The organism is Paracoccus sp. SCSIO 75233 (genome assembly GCF_027912675.1).
In the GTDB taxonomy this organism is placed as follows: Bacteria; Pseudomonadota; Alphaproteobacteria; order Rhodobacterales; family Rhodobacteraceae; genus Paracoccus.
The window spans coordinates 2,857,731-2,881,729 of the sequence record NZ_CP115757.1 but is presented as its reverse complement, the minus strand read 5'-3'; the positions used below and the strand labels follow the sequence as shown (position 1 = coordinate 2,881,729).

Here is a 23,999-nt window from a genome sequence, read left to right as displayed (position 1 = left end):
GAAACGGTCCTATTTTCCGACACAGAACGAACTGAAGACCTGATCAAAATAGTCCTCTGCGTCGATTTTTCCAACCAAGCGCTGCAAATATTGTCCGGCCTCGCGCAGCGCTTCGACCAGAAATTCCGGCTCCGCATCCGGATCGATCTTCAGAGCAGCGGCTGCACGCGCCAAGGCTTCCGCCTGACGCTCATGACTGGCCAGCCCTGCACCCGCCACCCGCTCCTGAAGAACATCGAAAATCCGATCCAATAGTTCTTCAATCCCTATACCAGTGACGCTGGACACAGCACCAGCCTCACCCGTCAGATCCGCCTTTGACCGCACGAACATATCCCCGTCCCGAATCAAATCCGACGCATCCTCCGGAATTTCGCCGACAAAAAGCCGAAGATCAGCCTCTTCGGCCCTCTTCCGCGCGCGTTCCACCCCTATTTTCTCAATATCATCAGATGTTTGCCGCATTCCCGCCGTATCAAGGAACCGCACCGGCAGACCCCGTAAATCCGCCGAAAATTCCACGACATCGCGAGTCGTCCCCGGCTGAGCCGTCACAATCGCAATATCCCGACGCGCAAAAGCATTCAGCAAGGATGACTTCCCCGCATTCGGCGCTCCAACCAAGGCAACCTCAAAACCTTCCCGCAACCGCGCGCTTGCAGGAAAACCCGCCAACTGAGTCGCGATGGACTCGCGCACCGATGAGATCAGTTGCCCCACATCTCTCGCCACGTCATCGGGAATTTCTTCGTCCGCAAAGTCAATAGACGCCGTAAGCAACGCCCCGGCATTCAGCAAATCCGACCGCCACGATTCCGCCAGCTTGCCAAGCGCCCCTGAACTCGTTTCAGCCGCCAGCTTCCGTTGCGCTTCGGTTTCGGCTGCCAGCAAATCCGACAAACCCTCGACTTCGGCCAGATCCATGCGCCCAGACATGAACGCCCGCATGGTGAACTCACCCGGCTCTGCCCTTCGCAAGCCGCGGGATATCAGCGCCGCCTCAAGCCGACGTGCCACCACCGGCGCACCGTGTAGCTGGAATTCAAAACTCTCTTCGCCGGTAAAGCTCGATCCGGCATCAAACCGAAACACCAGCGCCTGATCGATCAGATCATCGCCATCCCTGATCAAGCGAAAATAACAGTGCCGCGCCTCAGGAAGATTTCCGCATAGCGATTCACCGACCTGCCGCGCTTCAGCGCCGCTTAGCCGGATAATCGACACACCGCCCCGCCCGGGCGGCGTCGCTTCTGCGAAAATCGTGCCCAAAACCCATCACGCGTTCATCGAGTCGAAGAATTCCCCGTTATTCTTCGTCTGTTTCAGTTTTGAGATCAGGAATTCAATCGCATCGGTCGTTCCCATCGGATTGAGGATACGCCGCAGCAGATAAGTCTTCTGAAGATCCTTCGCATCGACCAGAAGCTCTTCCTTCCGCGTACCCGATTTAAGGATATCCATCGCCGGGAAGACGCGCTTATCGGCAACCTTGCGATCCAGAACAATCTCACTGTTGCCCGTGCCCTTGAATTCTTCAAAGATCACTTCGTCCATCCGCGAGCCGGTATCGATCAGCGCCGTCGCGATAATCGTCAGTGAGCCACCTTCCTCGATATTCCGCGCCGCACCGAAGAACCGCTTCGGGCGCTGCAATGCGTTCGCGTCAACACCACCAGTCAGCACCTTGCCTGAGGACGGCACCACAGTGTTAAACGCCCGACCAAGCCGGGTAATCGAGTCGAGCAGAATCACCACATCGCGCTTATGTTCGACCAGACGTTTCGCCTTTTCGATCACCATTTCCGACACGGCGACGTGACGGCTCGCCGGTTCGTCGAAGGTCGAGCTGACAACCTCGCCCTTCACCGAACGCTGCATATCAGTCACCTCTTCCGGGCGTTCGTCGATCAGAAGAACGATCAGATAGCATTCCGGATGATTACGCTCGATAGAATGCGCGATATTCTGCAACAGGACGGTCTTACCTGTCCGCGGCGGTGCCACGATCAGCGAACGCTGACCCTTCCCGATCGGCGCGACAAGGTCGATGATCCGGGCTGAGCGATCCTTTATCGTCGGGTCTTCGATCTCCATATTCAGCCGCTCATTCGGATAAAGCGGCGTCAGGTTGTCGAATGCAACCTTGTGACGCGCTTTTTCCGGATCGCCGAAATTGATCATTTCGACCTTTGTCAGGGCGAAATAACGCTCGTTCTCACCCGGCGCACGAATCACGCCCTCGACAGTATCACCAGTCCGCAGCGAGTGCTGCCGGATCATCTCGGGGCTGACATAGATATCGTCCGGGCCGGGCAGATAATTCGCTTCCGTGGACCGCAGGAACCCAAAACCGTCCTGCACCACCTCAAGAACACCATCGCCGCCGATCTCGAAACCATCATCCGCGTGCTCTTTAAGGATCGAGAACATCATCTCGCCCTTGCGCATGGTCGAGGCATTCTCGATTTCCCACTCCTCCGCCATCGCGAGGAGATCTTTCGGGCTCTTCGCCTTCAGATCGGACAGGTTCAGACGTTCATCGCTCATGGCATCACCAATAATCGCGAACACCAGGCCGCGACATCTTCATATAATAAGGAGGACACCCCTGCCGGACGGCGGGGCAATTACCAGCCAGATAGGTTATCCACCACCACGAGTCAACCACACAGGCCGAAACGTCAGAATTTGACAACCACCGAGACGACAATGATGGCCATCAGCAATGTCGGCACTTCGTTCATCATCCGATATTGCCGCCCGGTCAGACCCTCCGACAGAAGCAGCTTCTTTCGCTGACCCGCCAGCCACATGTGAAACCACGTCATTGCAATCACAGCAATAGCCTTCGTCCACGGCCAGATCATCGACCAGACAACGATTCCCGGCGTCATCACCAGCAGCACACCGCAAGCCCAGCTCACCAGCATGGCCGGGTTCATGATCATCCTCAAAAGCTTCTCTTCCATGATCACGAAAGACGCTGTCGGTTCGTTGCCCTCTCTGCGACGCTCAACGTGATAGACGAACAGTCTTGGCAGATAAAACAGCCCAGCCATCCAGCTCATCACAGCCATGATGTGCAGAGACTTGATCCAGGGATAGGCCAGGGTGAGGAAATCGATCATGTCTTCCTATAAGCATATAAAAGAAGAGAATAAAGATGATGATGATTGTAGGGGCTGTGGGTAATCGGATACTCCCGATCCGACAGATTGTTCCACAGTGGTCGCCCCAAATCACACCTATAAAATCATTATAAATCAGTATTTTACATATATCGTGAGTCATTTTCCACAGCCTATGGACAGCTTCCTTCCGCCGATCAACATGTGGAAAGGACCCGGCATTCCGGTTTCGTTCGCCCGAGTTGTCCCACGCATAAATTCTGCACTTTACCATCAACAAGATTGTCCACAGAGTTACCCGGCGGTACCATGATGACAGGCGATCTTTTGTTCTTTTCAGCCTGCCCGACAGGAGCTATCCACGCGCCATGACTGATCATGATCGGATACCTCACGCACCGCTCGCCGGCGTCCTTGGCTGGCCGGTCGCGCATTCCAGATCGCCGCGCCTGCATCGGCACTGGCTGCACCGTTATCAGATCGATGGCGACTATGTCCCGCTGCCCGTTGCGCCGGAGAATCTCGAACAGGTTCTTCGCGCTTTGCCGCGCATGGGCTTTGCGGGCGCGAATGTGACGATACCACATAAGGAAGCGGTCCTGAAAATTGCCGATATCGTGACCGACAGGGCGTCGCTTATCGGCGCGGCAAACACATTGATCTTCCGTGACGACGGCAAAATCCACGCCGATAACACCGATGGCTACGGGTTCGTCACCAACCTGACCCAAAGCGCCCCGCATTGGCATCCGGAATCCGGCGCCGCCGCCGTGATCGGCGCTGGTGGTGCCGCGCGTGCTGTTGTTGCCTCCCTGCTGGAGGCGGGCGTGCCGGAATTGCGGATCAGCAACCGCACCAAGCTGCGGGCCGAGCAGATCAAGGCAGAATTCGGCGCGAAAATCGTTGTTTATGACTGGGCGCAGGCGGGCAATATGCTTGAAGGCGCGACCACTGTCGTCAATGCGACTTCGATGGGCATGACCGGAAAGCCACCGCTGCGCGTCCCGCTGGATGCGTTGAACCGGGACGCTTTGGTAACCGATCTGGTCTACACCCCCCTGATCACCGACTTCCTGAAGGAGGCAGAGCAACGCGGCTGCGAAATCGTCGATGGTCTCGGCATGCTTCTCCATCAGGCAGCGCCGGGATTCGAGCGTTGGTTCGGCCAGCGGCCAGAGGTCGATGACGCGCTTCGGGACGCCGTGTTGTGAGCTTTCTGCTTGGCCTCACCGGCTCCATCGGTATGGGAAAATCCACGACCGCAAAAATGTTTGGCGATCTCGGCCACCCGGTCTGGGATGCCGACGCTGCCGTCCATCGCCTTTATGCGAGGGACGGTGCGGCGGTTGAGCCGGTTGGTGCCGAATTTCCCGGCGCTGTCCGGGATGGGGCGGTCGACAGGGAGGCGCTGAAAGCAATCCTCGCAAAAGATCCCGCCGCGCTTTCGCGGCTTGAGGCCATTGTCCACCCGCTGGTCGCCGACGACCGCAGGCGCTTCATTTCGCAAGCAAATGAGGACAACGCCCGGATCATCGTTCTTGATATCCCGCTGCTTTTCGAAACCGGCGCGCAGGACAGCGTCGACGGTGTCGCTGTCGTTTCAACGGACGCCGAAACCCAGCGAAGCCGCGTATTGGCGCGACCGGGAATGACGTCGGACGCGCTCGACATGATCCTGAGCCGTCAAATGCCCGACGCCGAAAAACGCGCAAGGGCCAACTGGGTTATCCCGACCGACGACATGGAAGGCGCGCGGCGCGCCGTCCGTAACATATGCACCGCTATTCTGGGCCGTCTGAATGCGTGAAATCGTCATGGATACGGAAACAACCGGCTTCGATCCCGATCAGGGCGATCGTCTGGTGGAAATCGGCGCGGTCGAGCTACTGAACCACCTGCCAACCGGAAACACGTTCCACAAATACATCAACCCTGAACGTGACGTGCCCGACGATGCCGTTGCAGTTCACGGTCTGACGAGCGAATTCCTGCAGGACAAACCGCTTTTCTCGCAGGTCGCGGATGAGTTTATCGATTTCATCGGCAGCGATGCCAAGCTGGTCATTCACAATGCCAGCTTCGATATGAAGTTCCTCAATGCCGAGCTGAAGATGATCGGTCGCAAGACCCTGCCCTGGTCGCGGGCGCTCGATACGCTGGCGCTCGCGCGGGAAAAGTTTCCCGGCGCACAGAACTCGCTCGACGCGCTGTGCCGGCGTTTCGGCATCGACAATTCCGCCCGGACGCTTCACGGGGCGCTGCTGGACAGCGAAATTCTGGCTGAGGTTTATCTGGAACTGATCGGCGGCCGTCAGCCCGACCTTGTGCTTGATGCGCCAAGCAAGGCCAAACCTCAGAACAGCAGCAGCACGCAAAGCCAGACGCCGGCCGCGAAGATGGCCCGCCCGACGCCTCTGCCGTCCCGCCTGAGCCCGGAGGAGGTTGAGGCGCATGAGAAATTCATTACGACTCTGGGCGATAATCCGATCTGGCTTCGCTACGTCACAAAACACTGACGGTTGAAACCAGACCCCGTTCCGCTGAAACTACGCGTATCAACGGGCGGGGCGCATGATCGGGCTATTTCTGGAAATATGGCGGTTCATCATGGCTCTGGGGGAGCGGATGGACAAGATCCATATGGGTCTGATCGCGGCTGGCGTGGCCTTCTATGCCATGTTCGCCGTGTTTCCCGGTCTTGCTGCGATCATTGCGCTTTGGGGTCTGTGGTACGACCCAATGGTGATCGAGGATTACGTCCATGTCGCGGAGGAATTCGTCCCCGGCGAGGCAATGGCGATCCTCAGGGCGCAGGTCGATTCGCTGGTATCTGGCGGGCGAACCCAGCTTGGCTGGACCACCTTCGTTTCCTTCCTGATCGCCACCGTGGCGGCGCGGGCCGGGGTGAATGCGCTCGTTCGCGGACTGAATGCCGCTTACGGCGTCAGGGCGCATTCCACGCTGTTCGGCTTCGTGCTGGCCTATATCCTTACACTCGCGATTGTCGGGGTGGTGTTCATGGGGCTGGCCACGATTGTGGTGGTGCCGATTATCCTCAGCATGTTCTCGCTTGGTCCGCTGCGGGCATGGCTGATCACCGGGCTTCCCTGGGCGGGGATGTTGCTGATCGTGATGATCGGGATTGGTATTCTTTACCGTTACGGCCCGAATGTCCGCACCCCCAGAACGGCCATATTTACCTGGGGGTCCATCGTCGCGACCATTGCATGGGGCCTCGCCTCGCTGGCGTTCTCGGCCTATCTCGGCAGCTTCAACAGCTATAACCGCATCTATGGCTCAATCGGTGCGGTTGTGGCCCTTCTGATGTGGTTCTATCTCGCGGCTTTTTCGGTCATGCTCGGCGCAGTCTTCAATGTCGAACTTCGCCGCCGCCGCCGGGTCATCGCGGCAAGGGAGGCGCGAAGATCGCTGCGCGAAGAGGCAAAACAACCTCAGAGCGGTCCGGTCTGATACAACCGCACCTTCAGCCCGCCATGAGCGACAATCGGGCCGGGCTCGCGAAACTTCAGTCCGGTCGCCTTTGCCAGAGCCGGTTCGCTGGTCACAATGCCAACCCGCCAGCCGCCAAAGCTTTCGCGCAGAACCTCACCCATCTTGGCATGAAGGCCGAAAAGCGGTCCCTTGTTTCCAATCCGCGCACCATATGGCGGATTTATCATCACCAGACCGGCCGGCCCTTCCGGTGCTATCGCTTCAGCGATCTGACCCGGAGCGAACTCGCAGAAAGCCCCGACCCCGGCCCGTTCGGCATTCGCGATGCTCATCCGAACCGCCCCGGCATCCCGATCCCGCCCATAGAAGCGCGGCGACGGGGTTTTGGTCTCGGCATCTGCTTTCATCCTGGCCCAAATATCCGGATCGAAGCTCGCAAACTGCTCAAACGCGAATTCCCTGCTCCGACCGGGAAACAGGCCCGCAGCAATTTCCGCCGCTTCAATGGGAAAGGTCCCTGATCCACACATCGGATCGAAAACCGGCTCATCACCAGAATAGCCGCATTCGCGCAGGAACGCAGCTGCCATCGTTTCGCGCATCGGTGCCTTTGCGACGGCTTCCTTGTGGCCGCGCTTGTGGAGGCTCTCGCCTGAACTGTCGAGGCTGACGACTGCCAGATCATCCTCGATCCGCAGCTTCACCACGGTTCCGGCCTCTTTCGATATCGGCGCACCAAGCTCTTTCGTGATGGCGCGTTCGATCCGCTGTGCTGCGGCCCCGGCGTGGTAGATCCGCGATTTGCGGCAACTCGCCTCCACGCGCACAGGCTGATCCGGGGGCAGGACAGACCGCCAGTCGACCTTGCGCGACCGCTTGTCCAACTGCGCCAGATGCATGGCCCGGAATTCTGCAATCCGCACCAGAACCCGCGTCGCGCATCTGAGGACAAGATTGGCCCGCCAGACCTCTGCCCAGCCTCCGCGGGTTTCCACGCCGCCCGGCACGATGACCGGATCGGTGAAGCCTGCCGCCTGTGCCTCATCCGCCAGCGGCTGCTCCAGTCCCGGCGTTGCGACAAGAAAAATTCCGAGATCGCTCAGCTTGCTTCCAGCCCTTCGGTCGAGGCGAAGAACATGGCCTGACTGACGGCAGAGCTGACCTGATCCTCGGTATAAGGTTTCGAGATCAGGAAGGCCGGTTCAGGCCGGTCGCCGGTCAGCAACCGTTCCGGGAAGGCGGTCACGAAGATCACCGGCACATCAAGCGATGACCGTAGCAGCTCGTTCACGGCGTCGATCCCGGACGATCCGTCGGCAAGCTGAATATCCGCCAGGATCAGGTCGGGGCGGCTTTCCCCTGCAAGCTGGATCGCGGCCGTGTGGGTCCGGGCGATGCCGGTGACCTCATGGCCAAGCGCCTGAACGATCCCCTTCAGGTCCATCGCGATGATGGTTTCATCCTCGATGATCATCACGTTGCCGCGGATCGTGTTCGCCATCTCCTCAAGGGCGACGCTGACAAGATTTGCGGCCTCGTCCGGGGTGACCTGCATGACCTGCGCGATTTCGTCGCTGCGCAGCCCCTCGATCGACGAAAGCAGTAAGGCTTCGCGTGAATTCGGTGTCAGGCGCGACAGATGTGCCTGCGCCCGCTGCGCCCGCAAGCCGCCATCTGCGTCCACGACCGGCTGGCCGCTGGAGTTCCAGATTGCGTGAAAGGCGCGAAACAGAGCGACCCGTGTTTCCAGCCCATCCATGACACTGCGGTCGGCAAGGACAGCCTCCAGCGTCGCGGCGGCATAATTGTCGCCGGCGGTCTGACTGCCGGTCAGCGCGCGCGCATAGCGGCGCAAAAAAGGAAGTTCGCGCCCGATGGAATTTGCAAGATCGGAAACTGACATACAAACCTCAAAAACATCGCAGTCCCGGATGGAACCTGTTATTGATCTATCGGTTGAACGGCGTGCGCACAAGATTTTCAGGATTAATAAAAACATGACCAGTAAGCGGGATGAGCGCAAAAAGGCAGAGATGCACAAGCAGATTGATGAAAATCTGAAGCGTGTCTATGAGCAGGACAGCGAACAAGACATCCCCGACAAGTTTTTAGAGCTGCTGCAAAAGCTGCGCGAGCAGGAGTGATCTGATGGCCGATTCCGATAAGCAAAAACCGGGCGATATGTCCGGCCCTTCGCCGCGTGACGAGCTGGTCGACCATCTGCCCGCGTTGCGTGCCTTCGCCTTGTCATTGACTCGGGAAGGTGCTTCCGCCGATGATCTTGTTCAGGACACGATCGTCAAGGCATGGACAAATATGGACAAATTCCAGGCCGGCACCAATCTTCGCGCATGGCTGTTCACGATTTTGCGCAATACGTTCTATTCCGCGCGGCGCAAGACCAAGCGCGAGGTGTCCGATGCCGATGGTGTTCATGCGGCGCGGCTGGCGACGCGGCCTGAACATGACGGGCGGCTTGCACTCAACGATTTCCGCACGGCATTTCAACAGCTTCCGGACGAACAGCGCGAGGCACTTATCCTTGTCGGAGCGTCTGGTTTCTCTTATGAAGAAGCTGCGGAGATGACCGGTGTCGCTGTCGGCACGGTAAAGTCGCGCGCCAATCGCGGGCGCAGGCGTCTGGCCGAGCTGCTGCATCTGGATGAGGGGGAAGAAGTGGAAATGACCGACCGTACAACCTTGGCTGCGATGGCGTCGAATTCCCCCGTCATGCGCTGACACGAGATGTTTTCCAAGCTGGACGAGACATTTCTGTTTGCAAAAGGTCTCGGCTTTCGGCTTGCCGCTCTGCTTTCGGTTGCAATTCTTCCTATTGGTCTGATGTCGCTGATCCAGACCATGTATGTGTCGGGCGAGGCGGCCCGGTCCGCACAAACAGCCATCGTGGGCCGAACCGCTGCGGCGGCGGCAGGCGAGCGGGCGCTTCTGCAAAGCGCGCTCGGGACGGCAGATGCGCTTGGCCCGGCGGTGTTGCCGACGCTTGACGATCCTGCCGCCTGTTCGCGCATGCTGCGCTCATTCGTGGAGCGGGGTGCGACTTACCAGACCTCGGCCTATGTGCCGCTCAGTGGCGTTTCGACCTGCAATTCGGGCGAATCGACGACCGATCTGCGCAGATCCTCGGCCTTTGAATCTTTCATTGCCAACCCGACAACGATGGTTGTCCCGCTTGTGCGCGGGAAAATCTCCGGCCTGCCCGTGGTTCTGGTCGCGCAGCCGCTTTATCGTGACAGGGAGTTGCTGGGCTATGTCTCGGTCTCGCTGTCACAGGAATTGCTGCGCTCGACACATAGCACCATCTATGGCTCGGAGGGCGCGCGGACGATTACCTTCAATTCCGAAGGCGACATCATTTCAGCGGATGAAGATGCGCTTTCGGATATTGGTGCCGCATTGCCGCGAAACGAAACCCTCCGCAGCTTGATTTCGCGCGCCGAGACGACATTCTCCGACCGGACCCTGACCGGGGAAGATCGTGTGTTCGCCGTCGTCTCCGTGATTCCCGGCCTTGTCTATGCGCTCGGCAGTTTCAGCCCGCAGGAGGCTGGCGTTCAGGGCTATCAGGTGACCAAGCTGACCGCAGTGATGTTTGCCGTGGTGCTATGGGCGGTATCGCTGGGTGTGGCCTATTATGCGGTTTATCGTCTGGTGCTGCGCCATGTCCGCGAATTGCGCGGCCAGATGCGCCGTTTTGCCGTGGGCGACCGTGCCGCCGCGCCGCGCATCATGGAAGACGCGCCGACGGAGATCGCCGATGTTTCGCGCACATTCTACAATATGGTTCGCATTCTGAACCGCGATGAAGCCGCGCTTGAGGCGGCGATTGACGAAAAGACGGTGCTGCTGAAAGAGGTGCATCACCGGGTGAAGAACAATCTGCAACTCATCGCCTCGATCATCTCGATGCAGGGAAGGGTGATCGAGGACGACGATGCCAAACGGGTGCTGCGCTCGGTTCAGGACCGGGTCGCCTCGCTGGCTTCGATCTACAAGAACCTCTATCAGGCGGAGCATCTGGAATCCGTGTCCGCCAACCGTCTGGTGTCGGAGATCATCAGCCAGATGACCCGTGCCTCCAGCAGTCCGGACCACAAGCTGAAGGTCGACACCCATCTGGAGCCGCTCGTCCTGCAACCCGATCAGGCGGTGCCGCTGACCCTGCTGACCAATGAGGCGTTTACGAATGCGCTCAAATATGCGGGCACCCCGCCCGGTCACGATCACGCCTGGGTGCGGGTCCGGCTGACGCGCGAGGATGACGAGCATGCACGGCTGGAGGTGACGAACTCCATCGGTGAGCTGCATCGTGACCCGGAAGGCACCGGGCTTGGCAGCCAGTTGATCGAAGCGTTCGCCGAACAGCTGGAGGGCAAGGCCGTGGTACACTCGACAGATACCGAATATACCTTGTCGCTGGTCTTCCACACCGACGAAATCAGGCCCCTGCCCATCGAGGACAGAAAAGTCGTCCTGACCTCTGCCGCGCGCGAGGGATCGCGCCACTGACGCGGGCCGGTCTTTTCTTCCGCTGCGTCGCAGGATAGCGTCCGCGCAACGCGACAGGAGCCAGCATGAAACGGGAAAAACTCGGGAACAGCGATATCGAGGTCAGTGGCTTTTGCCTGGGCACGATGACCTTCGGAAACCAGACCGGCGAGGATGATGCCCACGCCCAGATCGATCACGCTCTGGGGGCAGGGATCACGTTTCTTGATTGTGCAGAGATGTATCCCGTCAACCCCGTGCGCGCCGAAACCGCTGGCCGGTCGGAGGAATATATCGGCACATGGCTGGCCCGGACGGGGCGTCGTTCGGAGGTCGAGATTGCGACCAAGATCACCGGCAAGGGCAGCGTCGTCCGCGATGGCGAGGGTTTCAGCGGCGAGATCGTGAAGCGCTGCGTCGATGCCTCGCTGAAGCGGCTGCAAACCGATGTCATCGACCTTTATCAACTGCACTGGCCACAGCGTGGCAGCTATAGTTTCCGGCAGAACTGGACATATAACCCCTCCGGCCAGAACCGCGCGGAGACTATCGACCATTTCGAAGACGTCCTGCGCGGCATGGAAGAGGTCGTCCGCGCAGGCAAGGTCCGCGCTTTCGGGCTGTCGAATGAAACCTGCTGGGGCACTGCCCGCTGGATTGACACGGCGGCGCGGACCGGCGGGCCGCGTGTGGTCTCGGTTCAGAACGAATATTCGCTGCTCCAGCGTCTCTATGACACCGATATGGCCGAGCTTTCGGTGAATGAGGGCGTGACGCTTCTGTCCTATTCGCCGCTCGCAGCGGGGCTGCTGACCGGGAAATATCAGAACGGGGCAATTCCGGCGGGCAGCCGCATGGCGGTCGATATCGCATCCGGCGGCAAGGGCAATCTGGGCGGGCGCAAGACGGAACGGGCGTTCGGTGCCATTGACGCCTATCATAAACTCGCCAGCGAACACGGTGTTGACCCGATCCACATGGCGCTTCTGTGGCAGCGCACCCGGCCCTTCCATGTGATCCCGATCCTTGGCGCGACCAGCCTGCCGCAGCTTGAGCATCAGCTTGCCGGCCTGGATGCGTTGCTGCCGGATGATCTGATTGCTGCCATTGACGATGTGCATCGCGCATGGCCGATGCCCTGTTGACGATAACGGGCGATGCGTCGCTGACGGCGGCCTTCGCCCGTGCGCTTGCCCCGGAGCTTGGGGCCGGTGATGCCATCCTGCTGGATGGGCCGGTCGGTGCGGGCAAGTCGCATTTCGCCCGCGCCCTGATCCGCGCCCGGCTTGGCAACCCGCATGAGGATGTGCCCAGCCCCACCTTTACGCTGGTGCAGACCTATGAAGCCGATCCGCCGATATGGCATGCCGATCTCTACCGCCTGACGGATACGGCGGAGGTCGATGAGCTGGGCCTGACCGACGCGCTGGATGAGGCCATTGCCCTGATCGAGTGGCCCGACCGGATGGCGGAGGTCTCCAGCGCGCTTCGGCTGCGCCTGTCGTCGCTACCTGATCCGGACCAACGAAAGATTGAGGTGATCGGAGACCCGTCCCGCTGGTCACGGGCTGTCAGGGCTGCGCAGCGCGCCGCCTTTGTAGCGGAGGCGGGCTGGGCCGATGCGGCGGTTGCGTTCCTTGCCGGGGATGCTTCGGCCCGCCGGTATTTCCGGCTGACGAAAGGCGACGAGACCGCTGCCCTGATGGATGCGGACCGGGAGACGCTGGCACCCTATCTGCGCATGACCGCATGGCTGCGGGAGCGCGGTTTTGACGCGCCGCGCATTCTTGCGGCGGATGAAGAAAACGGCCTCGCATTGATCGAGGACTTCGGGGATGCCCAGATCGCACGGGTGATCGGGGATGATCCCGCATCGGCAGAACCGCTTTATACCCGGATCGCGGAGATGCTGGCGCGGCTGGCATCCTATCCTGCGGCCCCCGGCATTCTCGCACTGGATGGCCCGGAGCTGGCGCGGCAGGTGGGTCTGTTTGCCGAGTGGTATCCGCGTGCGGCAGGTGCCGACGACCAGACGCAAGCCGCCGCCGGGATCGCCCCGCTGATCGAGGCGCTTTATGCGAAGCTTTGCGCCGATGTGCAGCCGGTGACCAGCATGCGGGATTTTCATGCCGAGAATATCATTCTGACGCCGGATAACCGCCTTGGCCTGCTCGATTTTCAGGACGCGGTTGCCACGCATCCGGCCTATGATCTGGTTTCGGCCTTGCATGACGCGCGGCGCGCCCTTCCGGCCGGGGTCGAGGATGCAGCGATTGCCCGCTTTCTGGAACAGACCGGCCTCGACCCGGATCGCTTCCATGCCGCCTTTGCGCTTTTATCGGTGCAGCGTAATCTGCGGATCATGGGTATCTTCACAAGGCTTTGCGTCCGCGACGGCAAACCGCGCTATCTTCGGTTCATGCCCCACACATGGGCGCTGATCGAACGGGCGGTATCTCACCCGGCGCTGTCCGATCTGGCCGCAATCGTGAAACAGATGCCGCCGCCGACGGATGACATTATCGAAAGGATCCGCAGCCAATGCCGCCCCTGATGATCTTTGCCGCCGGAAAGGGGACGCGCATGGCCCCGCTGACCGATACGCGCCCGAAACCGCTGATCGAGGTCGCCGGGCAAACCCTGCTCGACCGGGCCATGCAGATGGCGCGGGATGCGGGGGCGGAGAGGCTCGTCGTCAACACGCATTATCTTGGCCACATGATTCAGGATCATCTGGCGGCCACGGATGTCGCAATCTCGGACGAGGCCGATCTGTTGCTGGAAACCGGCGGCGGATTGCGCAAGGCGCTGCCACTTCTTGGCAGTGGCACGGTGATGACACTGAACCCCGACGTGATCTGGACCGGGCCGAACCCGCTCGGCGCGCTTGCCGCGGCGTGGGAGCCGTCGCGGATGGACGCGCTGCTGATGCTGATCCCGTATGACACAGCGCGCGGTCGCGTCGGGCCGGGGGATTTTGCGGCCGATGCGTCGGGCAGGCTGACCCGCAAGGGCGATCTGGTCTATGCGGGTTGCCAGATCGTCAAGACGGAGCGGCTGGCGGAGATTGATGAGGAGATTTTCTCGCTCAACAAGCTTTGGGATCTGATGGCCGCGGATGGTCGCCTTTGCGGGATCAGCCATCCGGGCGGTTGGTGCGATCTGGGTCGGCCCGAGACCATACCGCTCGCCGAAGCGATGCTGGCCGAATATGTGGACTGACTGGAATAGCGGCACATTCGCCCTGCCCTGCGGCGCCGATTTCTGCCGCAGCTTTGTCGATGGGCTGATGCAGCGCGTGGCGGGCAAACCGCCCGAGGCGCTTGCAGAGGTGACGATCTATCTGAACGCGCTGACGACACTCAAAACGCTGCGGCGGGTTTTTGACGATTATGCCGTGCGGAACGGGCCGCTGCTGTTGCCGAAGCTGCGCCTGATCCCCGATATCGGGGCGTCGCTTCCGGGAGAGCGCGCGGCACCGTTGGCGCGCGAACTGGATTTGGGCAATCTGGTTTCACGTCTGCTCGCCACCGATCCGGGGCTGGGAACCGGGCAATCGGTGCCGGAACTCGCCGAGTCGCTGGCCGCCTTGATGCGGGACATGCAGTCTGAAGGATGCGATGCCGAGAGCCTGAACCGGATCGACGCACGCGAACATGCTGCGCATTGGCAACGCTCGCTGGCGTTCCTGAAAATCGCGGCGGAGTTTTATCTGGTCGATCCGCCGGTCGATCCCACGGCACGGCAGCGCCAGATGGCGGAGGCGCTGTCTGCGGCCTGGGCAGCGGGTGAGGCAATGCCGGATGCCCCGGTGCTCGCGGTTGGCTCCACCGGGTCGCACGGGGCAACACGGGTGTTTCTGCGCGCGGTCGCGGCGCTGCCCTTGGGTGCTGTCGTGCTGCCGGGCTATGACTTCGACCAGCCGGAAGCGGTATGGGAGACGCTTCTGTCCGGCGGTGACGATCATCCGCAGGCACGTCTTGCGGCGCTGCGTGGCAATGGGGTGCGCCCGTGGCTGGCACTGCCAAAGAATGACCGCAACAAGCTGACATCGCTGGCATTGCGTCCCGCGCCGGTGACGGATCAATGGATTGCAGACGGACCGACCCTGCCCGACCTGTCTGCGCCGACGCAGCGCATGACCCTGATCGAGGCCGATCAGCCACAGGAAGAAGCGGACGCGATTGCCCTTCTGATCCGCGATGCCGTGGCGCAGGAGCGCGCGATACGGATTTTCGCGGCGGATCGCGGTCTGGTCCGGCGCATTGCGGCCTCGCTCGACCGCTGGGGGTTGGTGATCGATGACAGTGCCGGTGAGCCGCTGCAATTGACGGCGCATGGGCTTTTCCTTCGTCATGTCGCCGGTCTGTTCGAGCGCAAGATGACCGTCGATCAGCTTCTGATCATCCTGAAGGATCCGATCACTGCGACCGGGTCGGACAAGGGGAACTCGCTTCGTCACGCCAGAGAGCTGGAGCTGCATCTGCGCCGCCACGGCCCTGCCTTTCCCGATGGCGAAAGCCTCAGGGGCTGGGGCGATAAAGGCGACGACTCCCGCAAGATATGGGTTGAGTGGCTGTCCGAAGCCCTGAACTTGGTGTCGCAGGCGGAGCGTGAGGTGGCGCCGCGACCGCTCGCCGACCGGATTGAACGGCATCTGTCGCTTGCCGGGCTTCTGGCGGGCGGTGCCGGGGGTGAGGTTGGAAAATCCAGGCTTTGGTCGGGCACGGCCGGAAAGCTGACGCTTGCTGCGATGAACCTTCTTGCTGAACATGCCGACCGGGCGCAGCCGCTTGGCCCGCGCGATTACGCCGACCTGATCGACAACCATCTGAGATCGCATCAGGCGCGGCGGAGCCGGGAGAATGTTCACCCGCTGATCCGCGCCTGCGGGACGGGTGAGGCGCGGACGGAGGTCAATCTGTCGGACAACGCCATCGTCATCCTTGCCGGGCTGAACGAAGGCGGATGGCCGCAGCCTTTGCCGCCCGACCCGTGGTTGTCGCGCAATATGCGCAAGGAGGCGGGCCTGCCCCTTCCCGAACGTCGGATCGGGTTATCGGCGCATGATTTCCAGCAGGCCATCGCCGCGCCGGAGGTGGTGCTCAGCCGCGCCCGACGCGATGCGGAGGCTGAGACGATCCCGTCCCGCTGGCTGAACCGGCTCATCAACCTGATGTCCGGTCTGCCGGACCAGAGCGGGCCGCAGGCGCTGGCCGATATGCGCCGCCGTGGGGACCGCTGGCTGGGGCTGGCCCATCAGCTTGCCCGCCCGCGCTTCACCACCGATCCCGCGCCGCGCCCTGCCCCGGTTCCGCCAGCGCCGGCCTTCGATACGATCTCCGTCACACAGGTCAGCAAGCTGATCCGCGATCCCTATGCGGTCTATGCGCAGAAGGTGCTGAACCTGCGCCCGCTGGATCCGCTGCGGCCTGAACCCGGCGCGGCGCTGCGTGGTCAGGTGCTGCATCTGGTGGCCGAACGACTGCTGACCCCGCCACCCGAACCGGGGATTTCATTCGAAGAACTGCGGGCGCGCTTTCTCGATATCACCGATCAGGTATTGGCGGAGGAGGTGCCCTGGCCTGCCGCCCGCGCCTTTTGGCAGGCCCGTATGGTGCGGATCGCCGATCAGATCACCCGTGATGAGCTGACCCGCATCCAGCGTGGCCGCCCTGTCGTGGTGGAGGCGACGCGGCGGCTTCCGGTGCCGGGGTTGAACCTTTCGCTGACTGCGAAACCCGACCGGATCGACCTGCTCGATGGCGGTGCGCTGGCGCATGTCTACGACTATAAATCCGGCACGCCGCCGACGAATAAGCAGATGGCGAAATTCGACAAGCAGCTTCTGCTTGAGGCCGCAATGGTCCGTGAGGGAGCCTTTCCCGATCTTGGCCCGGTGCCGGTCGAGGGGGTCAGCTATATCCAGCTTGGTGGCGAGGGGCTGACGCATGATCGCGATTTCTCCAACGAGGCGGCGCAGGAGACATGGGCGAAATTCGTCATTCTCGCGCAGCGCTATCTGACGCAGGGACAGGGCTTTGCTGCCCGCCGGGCAATGGAAAAGGCTGGCGATACAAGCGACTATGACCATCTCTCGCGCTACGGGGAATGGGGTGAGGGCGACGCGCCGGTGACGATAAAGGTGGGCGATCATGACGCATGATGATGCCGGGACGCGCCAAAAGCCCGACGACGCCACGCAGCGCCAGATTGACGCCGCCCATCCCGACCGCCCGACATGGCTGAAGGCGAATGCCGGTTCCGGCAAGACGCGGGTTCTGACCGACCGGGTGGCGCGCCTGCTGCTTGGCGGGACACCCCCGGAGCGCATCCTCTGCCTGACCTATACCAAGGCGGCGGCGACGGAGATGCAGAACCGGCTGCTGCAACGGCTTGGTGAATGGGCGATGCTGCCGGATGAAGACCTTTACCGGACCTTGCGCGAACTGGGCGGCGAGGATGCACCGGACCTGCCTGTCGCGCGGCGGCTGTTTGCGCTGGCGATTGAAACCCCCGGCGGTTTGAAGGTGCAGACGATCCACAGCTTCTGCGCCGCTATTCTGCGCCGCTTTCCGCTGGAAGCAGGCGTGCCGCATGGATTCACCGAACTGGACGAACGCTCCGCCGCGCTTCTGCGGGACGAGGTGCTGGAGGAGCTTGCCGCCGAGAATGCGCCGGTTATGGCGGATATCACGGCGATCGACACCGGCGACCGGGTCGATACGCTTCTGGAGAAGCTATCCCGAGGGTTCGACGCCGAGGGTGGCGAGAGCGATCTCTGGCGGCTGGCGGGCCTGCCCGAGGGTCTGACCGAAGCCGATCTGCTGTCGCAGGTTTTCTCTGGCGGAGAGGCCGCCTGGATGGACGAACTGATCCCGTTGATCGCGACGGGCGGTCCGAACGATCAGAAACTGGCGGACAAGCTGCGGCGCATCAACTGGCGGGAACCGGGGATGGAGGCGCTTCCGTTGCTGGAAAGCGCGCTGCTCACCGGGGCTGGTGCGAAAACACCCTTCGCCCCCAAGATCGACAATCTGCCCACCAAGAAGCTGCGTGAAGGCGTCTGTGCCCCCTATATCGACCAGCTCAACGATCTGATGGAGCGTGTGGCGGAAACACGTCCGCAACGCATCGCACTCAGCTTCACGAAGCGGAGCGAGGCGCTGCTGCGGTTCGGGCGGGAGTTCTCGCGCCGGTATAACGCGCGCAAGACCGCTGCGGGCTGGCTCGATTTCGATGACCTGATCACGCGGACCGCCACGCTGCTGTCGGATGCGACGATGGCGCAATGGGTGCTGTTCCGGCTGGATGGCGGCATGGATCATATTCTGGTGGACGAGGCGCAGGATACCTCGCCCGAGCAATGGCAGGTGATCGAGCGGCTGACGGATGAATTCACCGCAGGCGACACTGACCGATTGCGCACGCTGTTCGTGGTCGGTGATCCGAAACAGTCGATCTACTCCTTCCAGGGTGCGAATATCGCCGTGTTCGACGCAATGGAAAACCAATTTGCGAAGGCATTCCACGCAGTTGACCGCCCGATGCAGCAGCTTGATCTGGAATACTCCTTCCGGTCCTCGCCCGCGATCCTCTCTGCCGTCGATGCGACATTTGCTGGCGAGGCCGGTCAGGGGCTGGGACAGGCCAGCCTGCATCGGGCGTTTCTGTCGGATCGTCCGGGGCGTGTCGACATATGGCCCGCCGTGGAAGCGCCTGAATCGCCCGAGGAAACGCCGTGGGAAGAACCCGTCGATCAGCTTGCCCCGGATTCCGCCCCGACCCGTCTGGCGGAGGAAATCGCCCGCCAGATCAGCGCGATGCTGGACCCGGTCAGCGGCGCGTCGATCATGACCCGAAAGGAGCCGCGACGGGTCGAGGCTGGCGATATCCTCATTCTGGTACAGGGTCGGCAATCGGCATTGTTCGGTGAGATTATCCGGGCGCTGAAGGTCGCCGATCTTCCCGTGGCCGGTGCGGACCGGCTGAAGCTTGCCGCTGAACTGGCGGTCAAGGATATTCGCGCGATGCTGAATTTCCTCGCCACGCCGGAGGATGATCTGTCGCTTGCGGCCCTGCTCCGCAGCCCGCTGATCGGGCTGGACGAAGACGCGCTTTATCGTCTTGCACATGGTCGCGGAAAAAGCTCGCTCTGGTCGCGCTTGCTGGCGTCGGACCATGACGGGGCGCGGTCATTGCTCAGCGATATGATGACGGCCTCTGCGCTCAGGCCCTTTGACCTGATGTCGCGGCTGCTGAACCGGCATGGCGGGCGCGAGCGGCTGATCGCGCGGCTTGGGCCGGAGGCGGAGGATGGCATTGATGAGCTGCTGACACAGGCACTTGCCTATGAGCGAACGGAAATCCCATCGCTGACCGGCTTCCTCGTCTGGCTGTCGGCAGATGATGTGGAGGTACGCCGCCAGCCCGGTTCAGGTGCGGGGCTGATCCGGGTGATGACGGTGCATGGCTCCAAGGGTCTGGAAAGCCCGATCGTGATCCTGCCCGATACGAAAAAGCGCCGCGCCTACACGCCGCCTCAGGTGCTGAACGGCAAGGACGGCCCGCCGATACTGACCGGCAACAAGGATAATCGCCCCGATTTCGCGCATGAGCTGGTCGAGGAAGCCGCGCGGCTGAATGATGAGGAGCGCAAGCGGCTGCTCTATGTGGCGATGACGCGGGCGGAAAGCTGGCTGATCGTCACGGCGGAGGGCAAGACCGGCGAGGGCGAGGAAAGCTGGTATGCCATGATCGCGGACGGGCTGGCCCGCAGTGAGCTGATGCCCGAGATACTGACCGGCGGTCTGGGCGATATCACACGTTACAGCTTTGGCGACTGGCCCGAAGCCCCGGCCGCTGCGGCGGCGACGACCGTAACGCAGGAGGACGCGCCGTGGATCTGGGAATCCCCGCCCGAGGTTGCGCACCCGCCCCAGCCGGTTGCGGCATCGGCGCTTGGTGGTGCGAAGGCCCTGCCCGGTCCCGATAACGACGACCCGGACGCCGCGATGCTGCACGGAACACGGCTGCATCTGCTGCTGGAGCATCTGCCGAAAATCTCCCGCGCCGAATGGCCCGCCCGCACCCGTGATTTGCTGTCCGGCGCAGAGGGCGGATTGCCGGGCGAGGATGACGTTCAGCTTCTGCTGGAGGAGGCGACCGGGGTCCTGGACGCGCCGCAATTGTCCGAGGTTTTCGCCATGCCCGGGGATGCGACCGTCCTGACCGAGGTGGAGCTTGCCACTGCCCTGCCCGGTATCGGCTCCGTCCGTGGCGTGGTGGATCGGCTGGTTGTTTCCGCAGACAGTATCATCGTGATCGACTACAAATCCAATGCCACCGTACCGGGTGAACCGGACCAGACGCCGGAGGGCATTCTGCGGCAGATGGCCGCTTACCGGGATGCGGTCACGGGGATCTATCCGGGTCGGCTGGTCGAGACGGCTGTGCTGTGGACATCCAGCCGGCAACTCATGTGGCTGCCCGATAAGCTGCTGGATCGGGCGATGGCCGCCCTTGACCCTGCCGCCGCTGGTTCCTAGCTGTTACCAAAGCCCGCAATACCAGCACCCCGTTTGTTACAAGGAGAGCGTAAATGGCTACTCAACCCGTCACCGACGCCCAGTTCGAGGCCGAAGTCGTCAATTCCGATACCCCTGTCGTGGTCGATTTCTGGGCCGAATGGTGCGGCCCATGCAAACAGATCGGCCCGGCCCTAGAAGAGCTGTCCGACGAGTATGACGGCAAGGTCAAAATCGTGAAGGTGAACGTGGACGAGAACCCGGAAAGCCCTGCCTCTATGGGCGTTCGCGGTATTCCGGCGCTGTTCCTGTTCAAGGATGGCAAGCAGGTGTCCAGCAAGATCGGCGCGGCACCGAAAGCGGCGCTGAAAGCCTGGATCGACGAGAACGTCTGATCTCGGCGCCAGCGAGTTTCGGGGCGGCGGTCAGATCGGCCAGCCGCCCTTTCTCATGGCGGCGACGATCTGTGCCTCGGCGTTCTTTGCGGTTGCAACGATGGATTGCCGTCGCAGGAACCAGTAGAGATATTTTGCGTAGTTGGCCTTGTGTTTCGGTGCATGCCGCAAGGCGCGCTCAACGCCGATTTTCGGCACGTTCAGGGCGATATGGTGAAAATCCACCTGTGCAAACAGCACCACGGGCCGCGCCAGCAGATAAGCCTCAAAGGCAACGGCGCTGTTCTGCGTTGCGATATATTCAGCCTCAGCGATCAGGTGACGGCTGTTTTCGCCGACAGTGAAATTCGGGTAACGGTCGCCGATCCGGGCGAGCCTGTCCATTTCGTCCTGTGTGTAGTTTCCTTTCGGATGCAGCGTCGCGATGCAGTGCTTTCCGGTCGAAGCGACTTGTTCGACCATCTCGACCGGGCTCATTGACTGGAAAGAGCGGGTTTCCAGAAGTTGCTCCTGAAGCGGGATCAACACATGACGAGCTTTGCCGGGCCGCAATCCGGGCAGGACGCGCTGGCGCAGTTTCCGCAAGAAATGCCGCGCCGGAGCCGCCGGGATCTTGCCGGGTTCGAATTCGGCCGTGGCCACGGGCCAGCGCCAACGCCGCTGATCCGGTTCTATGTGCCAGTATGGATAGTAATAGGCCTTGCGAAAGAACATCGTGCGGGGATGGGACGGACCGCTCATATGGTGGAGCGCATAGCCCGTGACCGGCGGCGCGTCGGTTTCTTCCGCGAACTCGCAGCGCCAGCCGCCTGCCTCGACCGCGCTGCGGACCCGGTTCATGAAGTTGAACTGACCGGCAACGGTCCGCGCCAGCATATCCGGCTCAAGATGGATTCGCAGCAGCTTGGTAACCATGCCGCAGGCTAGGGCGCGCCGCCGACCCGTGCAATGCCTTGCAGGCGCGCGGCGCGGCCCCTATCTGGACGGCAGAACAAGGAGTTTTAGATGGCGGACGAGAAATTCCCCGGCTGGCATGGCACCACCATCCTTGCGGTCAAGCGCGGCGGTAAGGTCGTGGTGGCAGGCGACGGTCAGGTCAGTGTCGGTCAGACCGTGATGAAGGGAACCGCACGCAAGGTCCGCAGGCTGTCGCCGGGCGGACGCGACGTCGTGGTCGGATTTGCCGGATCGACGGCGGATGCCTTCACGCTGCTCGAACGGTTGGAGAAGAAGCTGGAAGCCGCACCGGGCCAGCTTCAGCGCGCCTGTGTCGAGCTGGCGAAGGACTGGCGCACCGACAAATATCTGCGCAATCTGGAGGCGATGCTGATCGTGACCGATGGCGACCAGCTTTATGTCGTGACCGGCGCGGGCGACGTGCTGGAGCCGGAGCATGACATTGCGGCGATCGGCTCGGGCGGGAATTTTGCCCTCGCCGCGGCGCGTGGCCTTCTGGAAACCGATCTCGACGCGGAGGCCGTGGCGCGCAAGGCGATGGCGATTGCCGCGGATATCTGCGTTTACACGAATGGAAACCTGACAATCGAGGAAATCGGCGCGTGACAGGGGGCGCTGCCCCCTGACCCCCGGGATATTTCCGCCAGGATGAAAGAGACATCATGACCGACCTCACCCCCCGCGAAATCGTATCGGAACTGGACCGTTTCATCATCGGGCAGAAGGATGCCAAGCGCGCTGTCGCCGTGGCGCTGCGCAATCGCTGGCGGCGCAAGCAGCTTTCGGATGATCTTCGCGATGAGGTCTATCCCAAGAATATCCTGATGATCGGCCCGACCGGCGTCGGCAAGACGGAGATCAGCCGCCGTCTGGCGAAGCTGGCGCAGGCACCGTTCATCAAGGTCGAGGCGACGAAATTCACCGAGGTCGGCTATGTCGGTCGCGACGTGGAGCAGATCATCCGCGACCTGACCGATACCGCGATGATCGACACGCGGGAGCGGATGCGCGAGGACGTCAAGACCCGTGCCCATGCCGCTGCTGAGGACCGGGTGATTGCTGTGCTCGCCGGGGAAGGTGCGCGTGAGCAGACGCGCAATATGTTCCGTGACAAGCTGAAGCGTGGCGAGCTGGACGACACGATTATCGAGGTCGAGGTTCAGGACAACTCAAACCCGCTCGGCGGGATGGAAATCCCCGGTCAGGGCGGCATGGGGATGATGGATCTGTCGGGGCTGATGAAGGCGTTTGGCGGGCGTCGGGTGATGCGCAAGGTTACCGTCGCCGAAAGCTACGACCTGCTGATCGCGGAGGAGGCCGATAAGCTGCTGGATGATGAGGTCGTGAAGGCCGCAGCCCTGGAAGCGGTGCAGGAAAACGGCATCGTGTTCATCGACGAGATCGATAAGGTCGCGGCCCGGACCGAGGGGCGCAGCGCCGATGTCAGCCGCGAGGGGGTTCAACGGGACCTGCTGCCGCTGATCGAGGGGACAACCGTTTCGACAAAATACGGGCCGGTGAAGACGGATCATATCCTGTTCATTGCGTCCGGTGCGTTCCATGTCTCGAAACCGTCGGACATGCTGCCCGAATTGCAGGGCCGTCTGCCGATCCGGGTCGAATTACGGGCGCTGACGGAGGAGGATTTCGTCCGCATCCTGACCGAGACCGACAATGCACTGACACGGCAATATACCGCCCTGATGAGCACCGAAGGCGTGACGGTGAATTTCAGCGAGGATGGCATTTCCGCACTTGCGCGCATCGCCGCCGAGGTGAATGGCAGCGTCGAGAATATCGGGGCGCGGCGTCTTTATACGGTGATCGAGCGGGTTTTCGAGGAGCTGTCCTTCTCTGCCCCTGATCGCGACGGCGAAACCGTAACTGTCGATGCCGCCTTTGTGGAGAAACATCTGGGCGATCTTTCCCGCTCGACCGATCTGTCGCGCTATGTGCTTTAGCGCCTTGCCCGTTGGCCCGTTGAGCGTGGGCGCAGCGGTTTGCGCAAATGTCGAATTGTTGAACCTGCAAGG

General features: G+C 61.7%; 21 protein-coding genes. 15 read left to right on the top strand and 6 right to left on the bottom strand.

Features of this window, described 5'->3' with window-relative positions; all coding sequences use genetic code 11:
• Positions 1–9: 9 nt before the first annotated feature.
• The 3 genes from mnmE to PAF12_RS14005 all read right to left on the bottom strand — a co-directional run bounded on the left by mnmE (position 10) and on the right by PAF12_RS14005 (position 3,128).
• Positions 10–1,269: a tRNA uridine-5-carboxymethylaminomethyl(34) synthesis GTPase MnmE gene (mnmE, locus tag PAF12_RS14015; RefSeq protein WP_271107612.1), complete on the bottom strand. Its 1,260-nt coding sequence runs from the start codon at positions 1,267–1,269 to the stop codon at positions 10–12.
• A 6-nt stretch (positions 1,270–1,275) separates the two neighbouring features.
• Positions 1,276–2,547: a transcription termination factor Rho gene (gene rho / locus PAF12_RS14010; protein WP_271107611.1), complete on the bottom strand. Its 1,272-nt coding sequence runs from the start codon at positions 2,545–2,547 to the stop codon at positions 1,276–1,278.
• Positions 2,548–2,681: 134 nt separating this feature from the next.
• Positions 2,682–3,128 (bottom strand): CopD family protein, encoded by a 447-nt coding sequence (locus tag PAF12_RS14005; RefSeq protein WP_271107610.1) that lies wholly within the window; start codon positions 3,126–3,128, stop codon positions 2,682–2,684.
• A 368-nt stretch (positions 3,129–3,496) separates the two neighbouring features.
• Here PAF12_RS14005 and PAF12_RS14000 point away from each other — a divergent pair, with 368 nt between their 5' ends.
• Genes PAF12_RS14000 through PAF12_RS13985 form a run of 4 tightly spaced genes read left to right on the top strand, consistent with a single transcriptional unit; the run spans position 3,497 to position 6,599 of the window.
• Positions 3,497–4,339 (top strand): shikimate dehydrogenase, encoded by an 843-nt coding sequence (locus PAF12_RS14000; RefSeq protein ID WP_271107609.1) that lies wholly within the window; start codon positions 3,497–3,499, stop codon positions 4,337–4,339.
• The gene (gene coaE, locus PAF12_RS13995) at positions 4,336–4,935 is read left to right on the top strand and encodes a dephospho-CoA kinase (RefSeq protein ID WP_271107608.1); all 600 of its coding nucleotides are present in this window, start codon (positions 4,336–4,338) and stop codon (positions 4,933–4,935) included. Before PAF12_RS14000 ends, coaE begins: the two co-directional genes overlap by 4 nt.
• Complete coding sequence (dnaQ, locus tag PAF12_RS13990) at positions 4,928–5,644, top strand: DNA polymerase III subunit epsilon (RefSeq protein WP_271107607.1); 717 nt, start codon at positions 4,928–4,930, stop codon at positions 5,642–5,644. Before coaE ends, dnaQ begins: the two co-directional genes overlap by 8 nt.
• A 55-nt stretch (positions 5,645–5,699) precedes the next feature.
• A complete protein-coding gene (locus tag PAF12_RS13985; protein ID WP_271107606.1) occupies positions 5,700–6,599 on the top strand; it encodes a YihY/virulence factor BrkB family protein in 900 nt (299 codons plus the stop codon).
• Here PAF12_RS13985 and PAF12_RS13980 read toward each other — a convergent pair.
• A complete protein-coding gene (locus tag PAF12_RS13980; RefSeq protein WP_271109716.1) occupies positions 6,581–7,684 on the bottom strand; it encodes a class I SAM-dependent RNA methyltransferase in 1,104 nt (367 codons plus the stop codon). The genes PAF12_RS13985 and PAF12_RS13980 overlap by 19 nt on opposite strands.
• Positions 7,681–8,484 carry a response regulator gene (locus tag PAF12_RS13975; protein WP_271107605.1) on the bottom strand — a complete coding sequence of 268 codons (804 nt, stop codon included), beginning with the start codon at positions 8,482–8,484 and terminating at the stop codon, positions 7,681–7,683. Before PAF12_RS13975 ends, PAF12_RS13980 begins: the two co-directional genes overlap by 4 nt.
• Here PAF12_RS13975 and PAF12_RS13970 point away from each other — a divergent pair.
• The 9 genes from PAF12_RS13970 (at position 8,456) to trxA (ending at position 21,009) form a co-directional block, all read left to right on the top strand.
• Positions 8,456–8,725: a NepR family anti-sigma factor gene (locus PAF12_RS13970; protein ID WP_271107604.1), complete on the top strand. Its 270-nt coding sequence runs from the start codon at positions 8,456–8,458 to the stop codon at positions 8,723–8,725. The genes PAF12_RS13975 and PAF12_RS13970 overlap by 29 nt on opposite strands.
• Positions 8,726–8,729: 4 nt before the next feature.
• Entirely contained in the window at positions 8,730–9,320 is a 591-nt protein-coding gene (locus tag PAF12_RS13965) for an RNA polymerase sigma factor (RefSeq protein WP_271107603.1), read from the top strand.
• A gap of 6 nt (positions 9,321–9,326) precedes the next feature.
• Positions 9,327–11,108, top strand: a complete 1,782-nt coding sequence (locus PAF12_RS13960) for a histidine kinase dimerization/phosphoacceptor domain -containing protein (RefSeq protein ID WP_271107602.1) — start codon at positions 9,327–9,329, stop codon at positions 11,106–11,108.
• A gap of 65 nt (positions 11,109–11,173) precedes the next feature.
• Entirely contained in the window at positions 11,174–12,232 is a 1,059-nt protein-coding gene (locus tag PAF12_RS13955; RefSeq protein WP_271107601.1) for an aldo/keto reductase, read from the top strand.
• Positions 12,214–13,641 carry a tRNA (adenosine(37)-N6)-threonylcarbamoyltransferase complex ATPase subunit type 1 TsaE gene (gene tsaE, locus PAF12_RS13950; protein WP_271107600.1) on the top strand — a complete coding sequence of 476 codons (1,428 nt, stop codon included), beginning with the start codon at positions 12,214–12,216 and terminating at the stop codon, positions 13,639–13,641. Before PAF12_RS13955 ends, tsaE begins: the two co-directional genes overlap by 19 nt.
• Positions 13,629–14,309 carry a nucleotidyltransferase family protein gene (locus PAF12_RS13945; RefSeq protein ID WP_271107598.1) on the top strand — a complete coding sequence of 227 codons (681 nt, stop codon included), beginning with the start codon at positions 13,629–13,631 and terminating at the stop codon, positions 14,307–14,309. The genes tsaE and PAF12_RS13945 overlap by 13 nt, the downstream gene beginning before the upstream one ends.
• Positions 14,299–17,253 (top strand): double-strand break repair protein AddB, encoded by a 2,955-nt coding sequence (addB, locus tag PAF12_RS13940; protein ID WP_271107597.1) that lies wholly within the window; start codon positions 14,299–14,301, stop codon positions 17,251–17,253. Before PAF12_RS13945 ends, addB begins: the two co-directional genes overlap by 11 nt.
• Positions 17,243–20,635, top strand: a complete 3,393-nt coding sequence (gene addA, locus PAF12_RS13935) for a double-strand break repair helicase AddA (RefSeq protein ID WP_271107596.1) — start codon at positions 17,243–17,245, stop codon at positions 20,633–20,635. The genes addB and addA overlap by 11 nt, the downstream gene beginning before the upstream one ends.
• Before the next feature lie 53 nt (positions 20,636–20,688).
• A complete protein-coding gene (gene trxA / locus PAF12_RS13930; RefSeq protein WP_271107595.1) occupies positions 20,689–21,009 on the top strand; it encodes a thioredoxin in 321 nt (106 codons plus the stop codon).
• A 30-nt stretch (positions 21,010–21,039) separates the two neighbouring features.
• On the opposite strand, the gene PAF12_RS13925 is transcribed toward trxA, so the two are convergent.
• Positions 21,040–21,924: a hypothetical protein gene (locus tag PAF12_RS13925; RefSeq protein ID WP_271107594.1), complete on the bottom strand. Its 885-nt coding sequence runs from the start codon at positions 21,922–21,924 to the stop codon at positions 21,040–21,042.
• Between the two features lie 90 nt (positions 21,925–22,014).
• On the opposite strand from PAF12_RS13925, the gene hslV reads away from it, so the two are divergent.
• Together hslV and hslU are read left to right on the top strand one after the other, a co-directional pair.
• Entirely contained in the window at positions 22,015–22,572 is a 558-nt protein-coding gene (gene hslV, locus PAF12_RS13920) for an ATP-dependent protease subunit HslV (protein WP_271107593.1), read from the top strand.
• Positions 22,573–22,628: 56 nt separating this feature from the next.
• Positions 22,629–23,927 (top strand): ATP-dependent protease ATPase subunit HslU, encoded by a 1,299-nt coding sequence (gene hslU / locus PAF12_RS13915; protein WP_271107592.1) that lies wholly within the window; start codon positions 22,629–22,631, stop codon positions 23,925–23,927.
• Positions 23,928–23,999 lie beyond the last annotated feature (72 nt).

Coding starts and splice junctions, on each gene's coding strand:
- rho (WP_271107611.1), bottom strand. CDS start 2,547: ATGAGCGATGAACGTCTGAACCTGTCCGATCTGAAGGCGAAGAGCCCG.
- PAF12_RS14005 (WP_271107610.1), bottom strand. CDS start 3,128: ATGATCGATTTCCTCACCCTGGCCTATCCCTGGATCAAGTCTCTGCAC.
- PAF12_RS14000 (WP_271107609.1), top strand. CDS start 3,497: ATGACTGATCATGATCGGATACCTCACGCACCGCTCGCCGGCGTCCTT.
- dnaQ (WP_271107607.1), top strand. CDS start 4,928: ATGCGTGAAATCGTCATGGATACGGAAACAACCGGCTTCGATCCCGAT.
- PAF12_RS13985 (WP_271107606.1), top strand. CDS start 5,700: ATGATCGGGCTATTTCTGGAAATATGGCGGTTCATCATGGCTCTGGGG.
- PAF12_RS13970 (WP_271107604.1), top strand. CDS start 8,456: ATGGAATTTGCAAGATCGGAAACTGACATACAAACCTCAAAAACATCG.
- PAF12_RS13975 (WP_271107605.1), bottom strand. CDS start 8,484: ATGTCAGTTTCCGATCTTGCAAATTCCATCGGGCGCGAACTTCCTTTT.
- PAF12_RS13965 (WP_271107603.1), top strand. CDS start 8,730: ATGGCCGATTCCGATAAGCAAAAACCGGGCGATATGTCCGGCCCTTCG.
- PAF12_RS13960 (WP_271107602.1), top strand. CDS start 9,327: ATGTTTTCCAAGCTGGACGAGACATTTCTGTTTGCAAAAGGTCTCGGC.
- PAF12_RS13955 (WP_271107601.1), top strand. CDS start 11,174: ATGAAACGGGAAAAACTCGGGAACAGCGATATCGAGGTCAGTGGCTTT.
- tsaE (WP_271107600.1), top strand. CDS start 12,214: ATGGCCGATGCCCTGTTGACGATAACGGGCGATGCGTCGCTGACGGCG.
- PAF12_RS13945 (WP_271107598.1), top strand. CDS start 13,629: ATGCCGCCCCTGATGATCTTTGCCGCCGGAAAGGGGACGCGCATGGCC.
- addB (WP_271107597.1), top strand. CDS start 14,299: ATGTGGACTGACTGGAATAGCGGCACATTCGCCCTGCCCTGCGGCGCC.
- addA (WP_271107596.1), top strand. CDS start 17,243: ATGACGCATGATGATGCCGGGACGCGCCAAAAGCCCGACGACGCCACG.
- trxA (WP_271107595.1), top strand. CDS start 20,689: ATGGCTACTCAACCCGTCACCGACGCCCAGTTCGAGGCCGAAGTCGTC.
- PAF12_RS13925 (WP_271107594.1), bottom strand. CDS start 21,924: ATGGTTACCAAGCTGCTGCGAATCCATCTTGAGCCGGATATGCTGGCG.
- hslV (WP_271107593.1), top strand. CDS start 22,015: ATGGCGGACGAGAAATTCCCCGGCTGGCATGGCACCACCATCCTTGCG.
- hslU (WP_271107592.1), top strand. CDS start 22,629: ATGACCGACCTCACCCCCCGCGAAATCGTATCGGAACTGGACCGTTTC.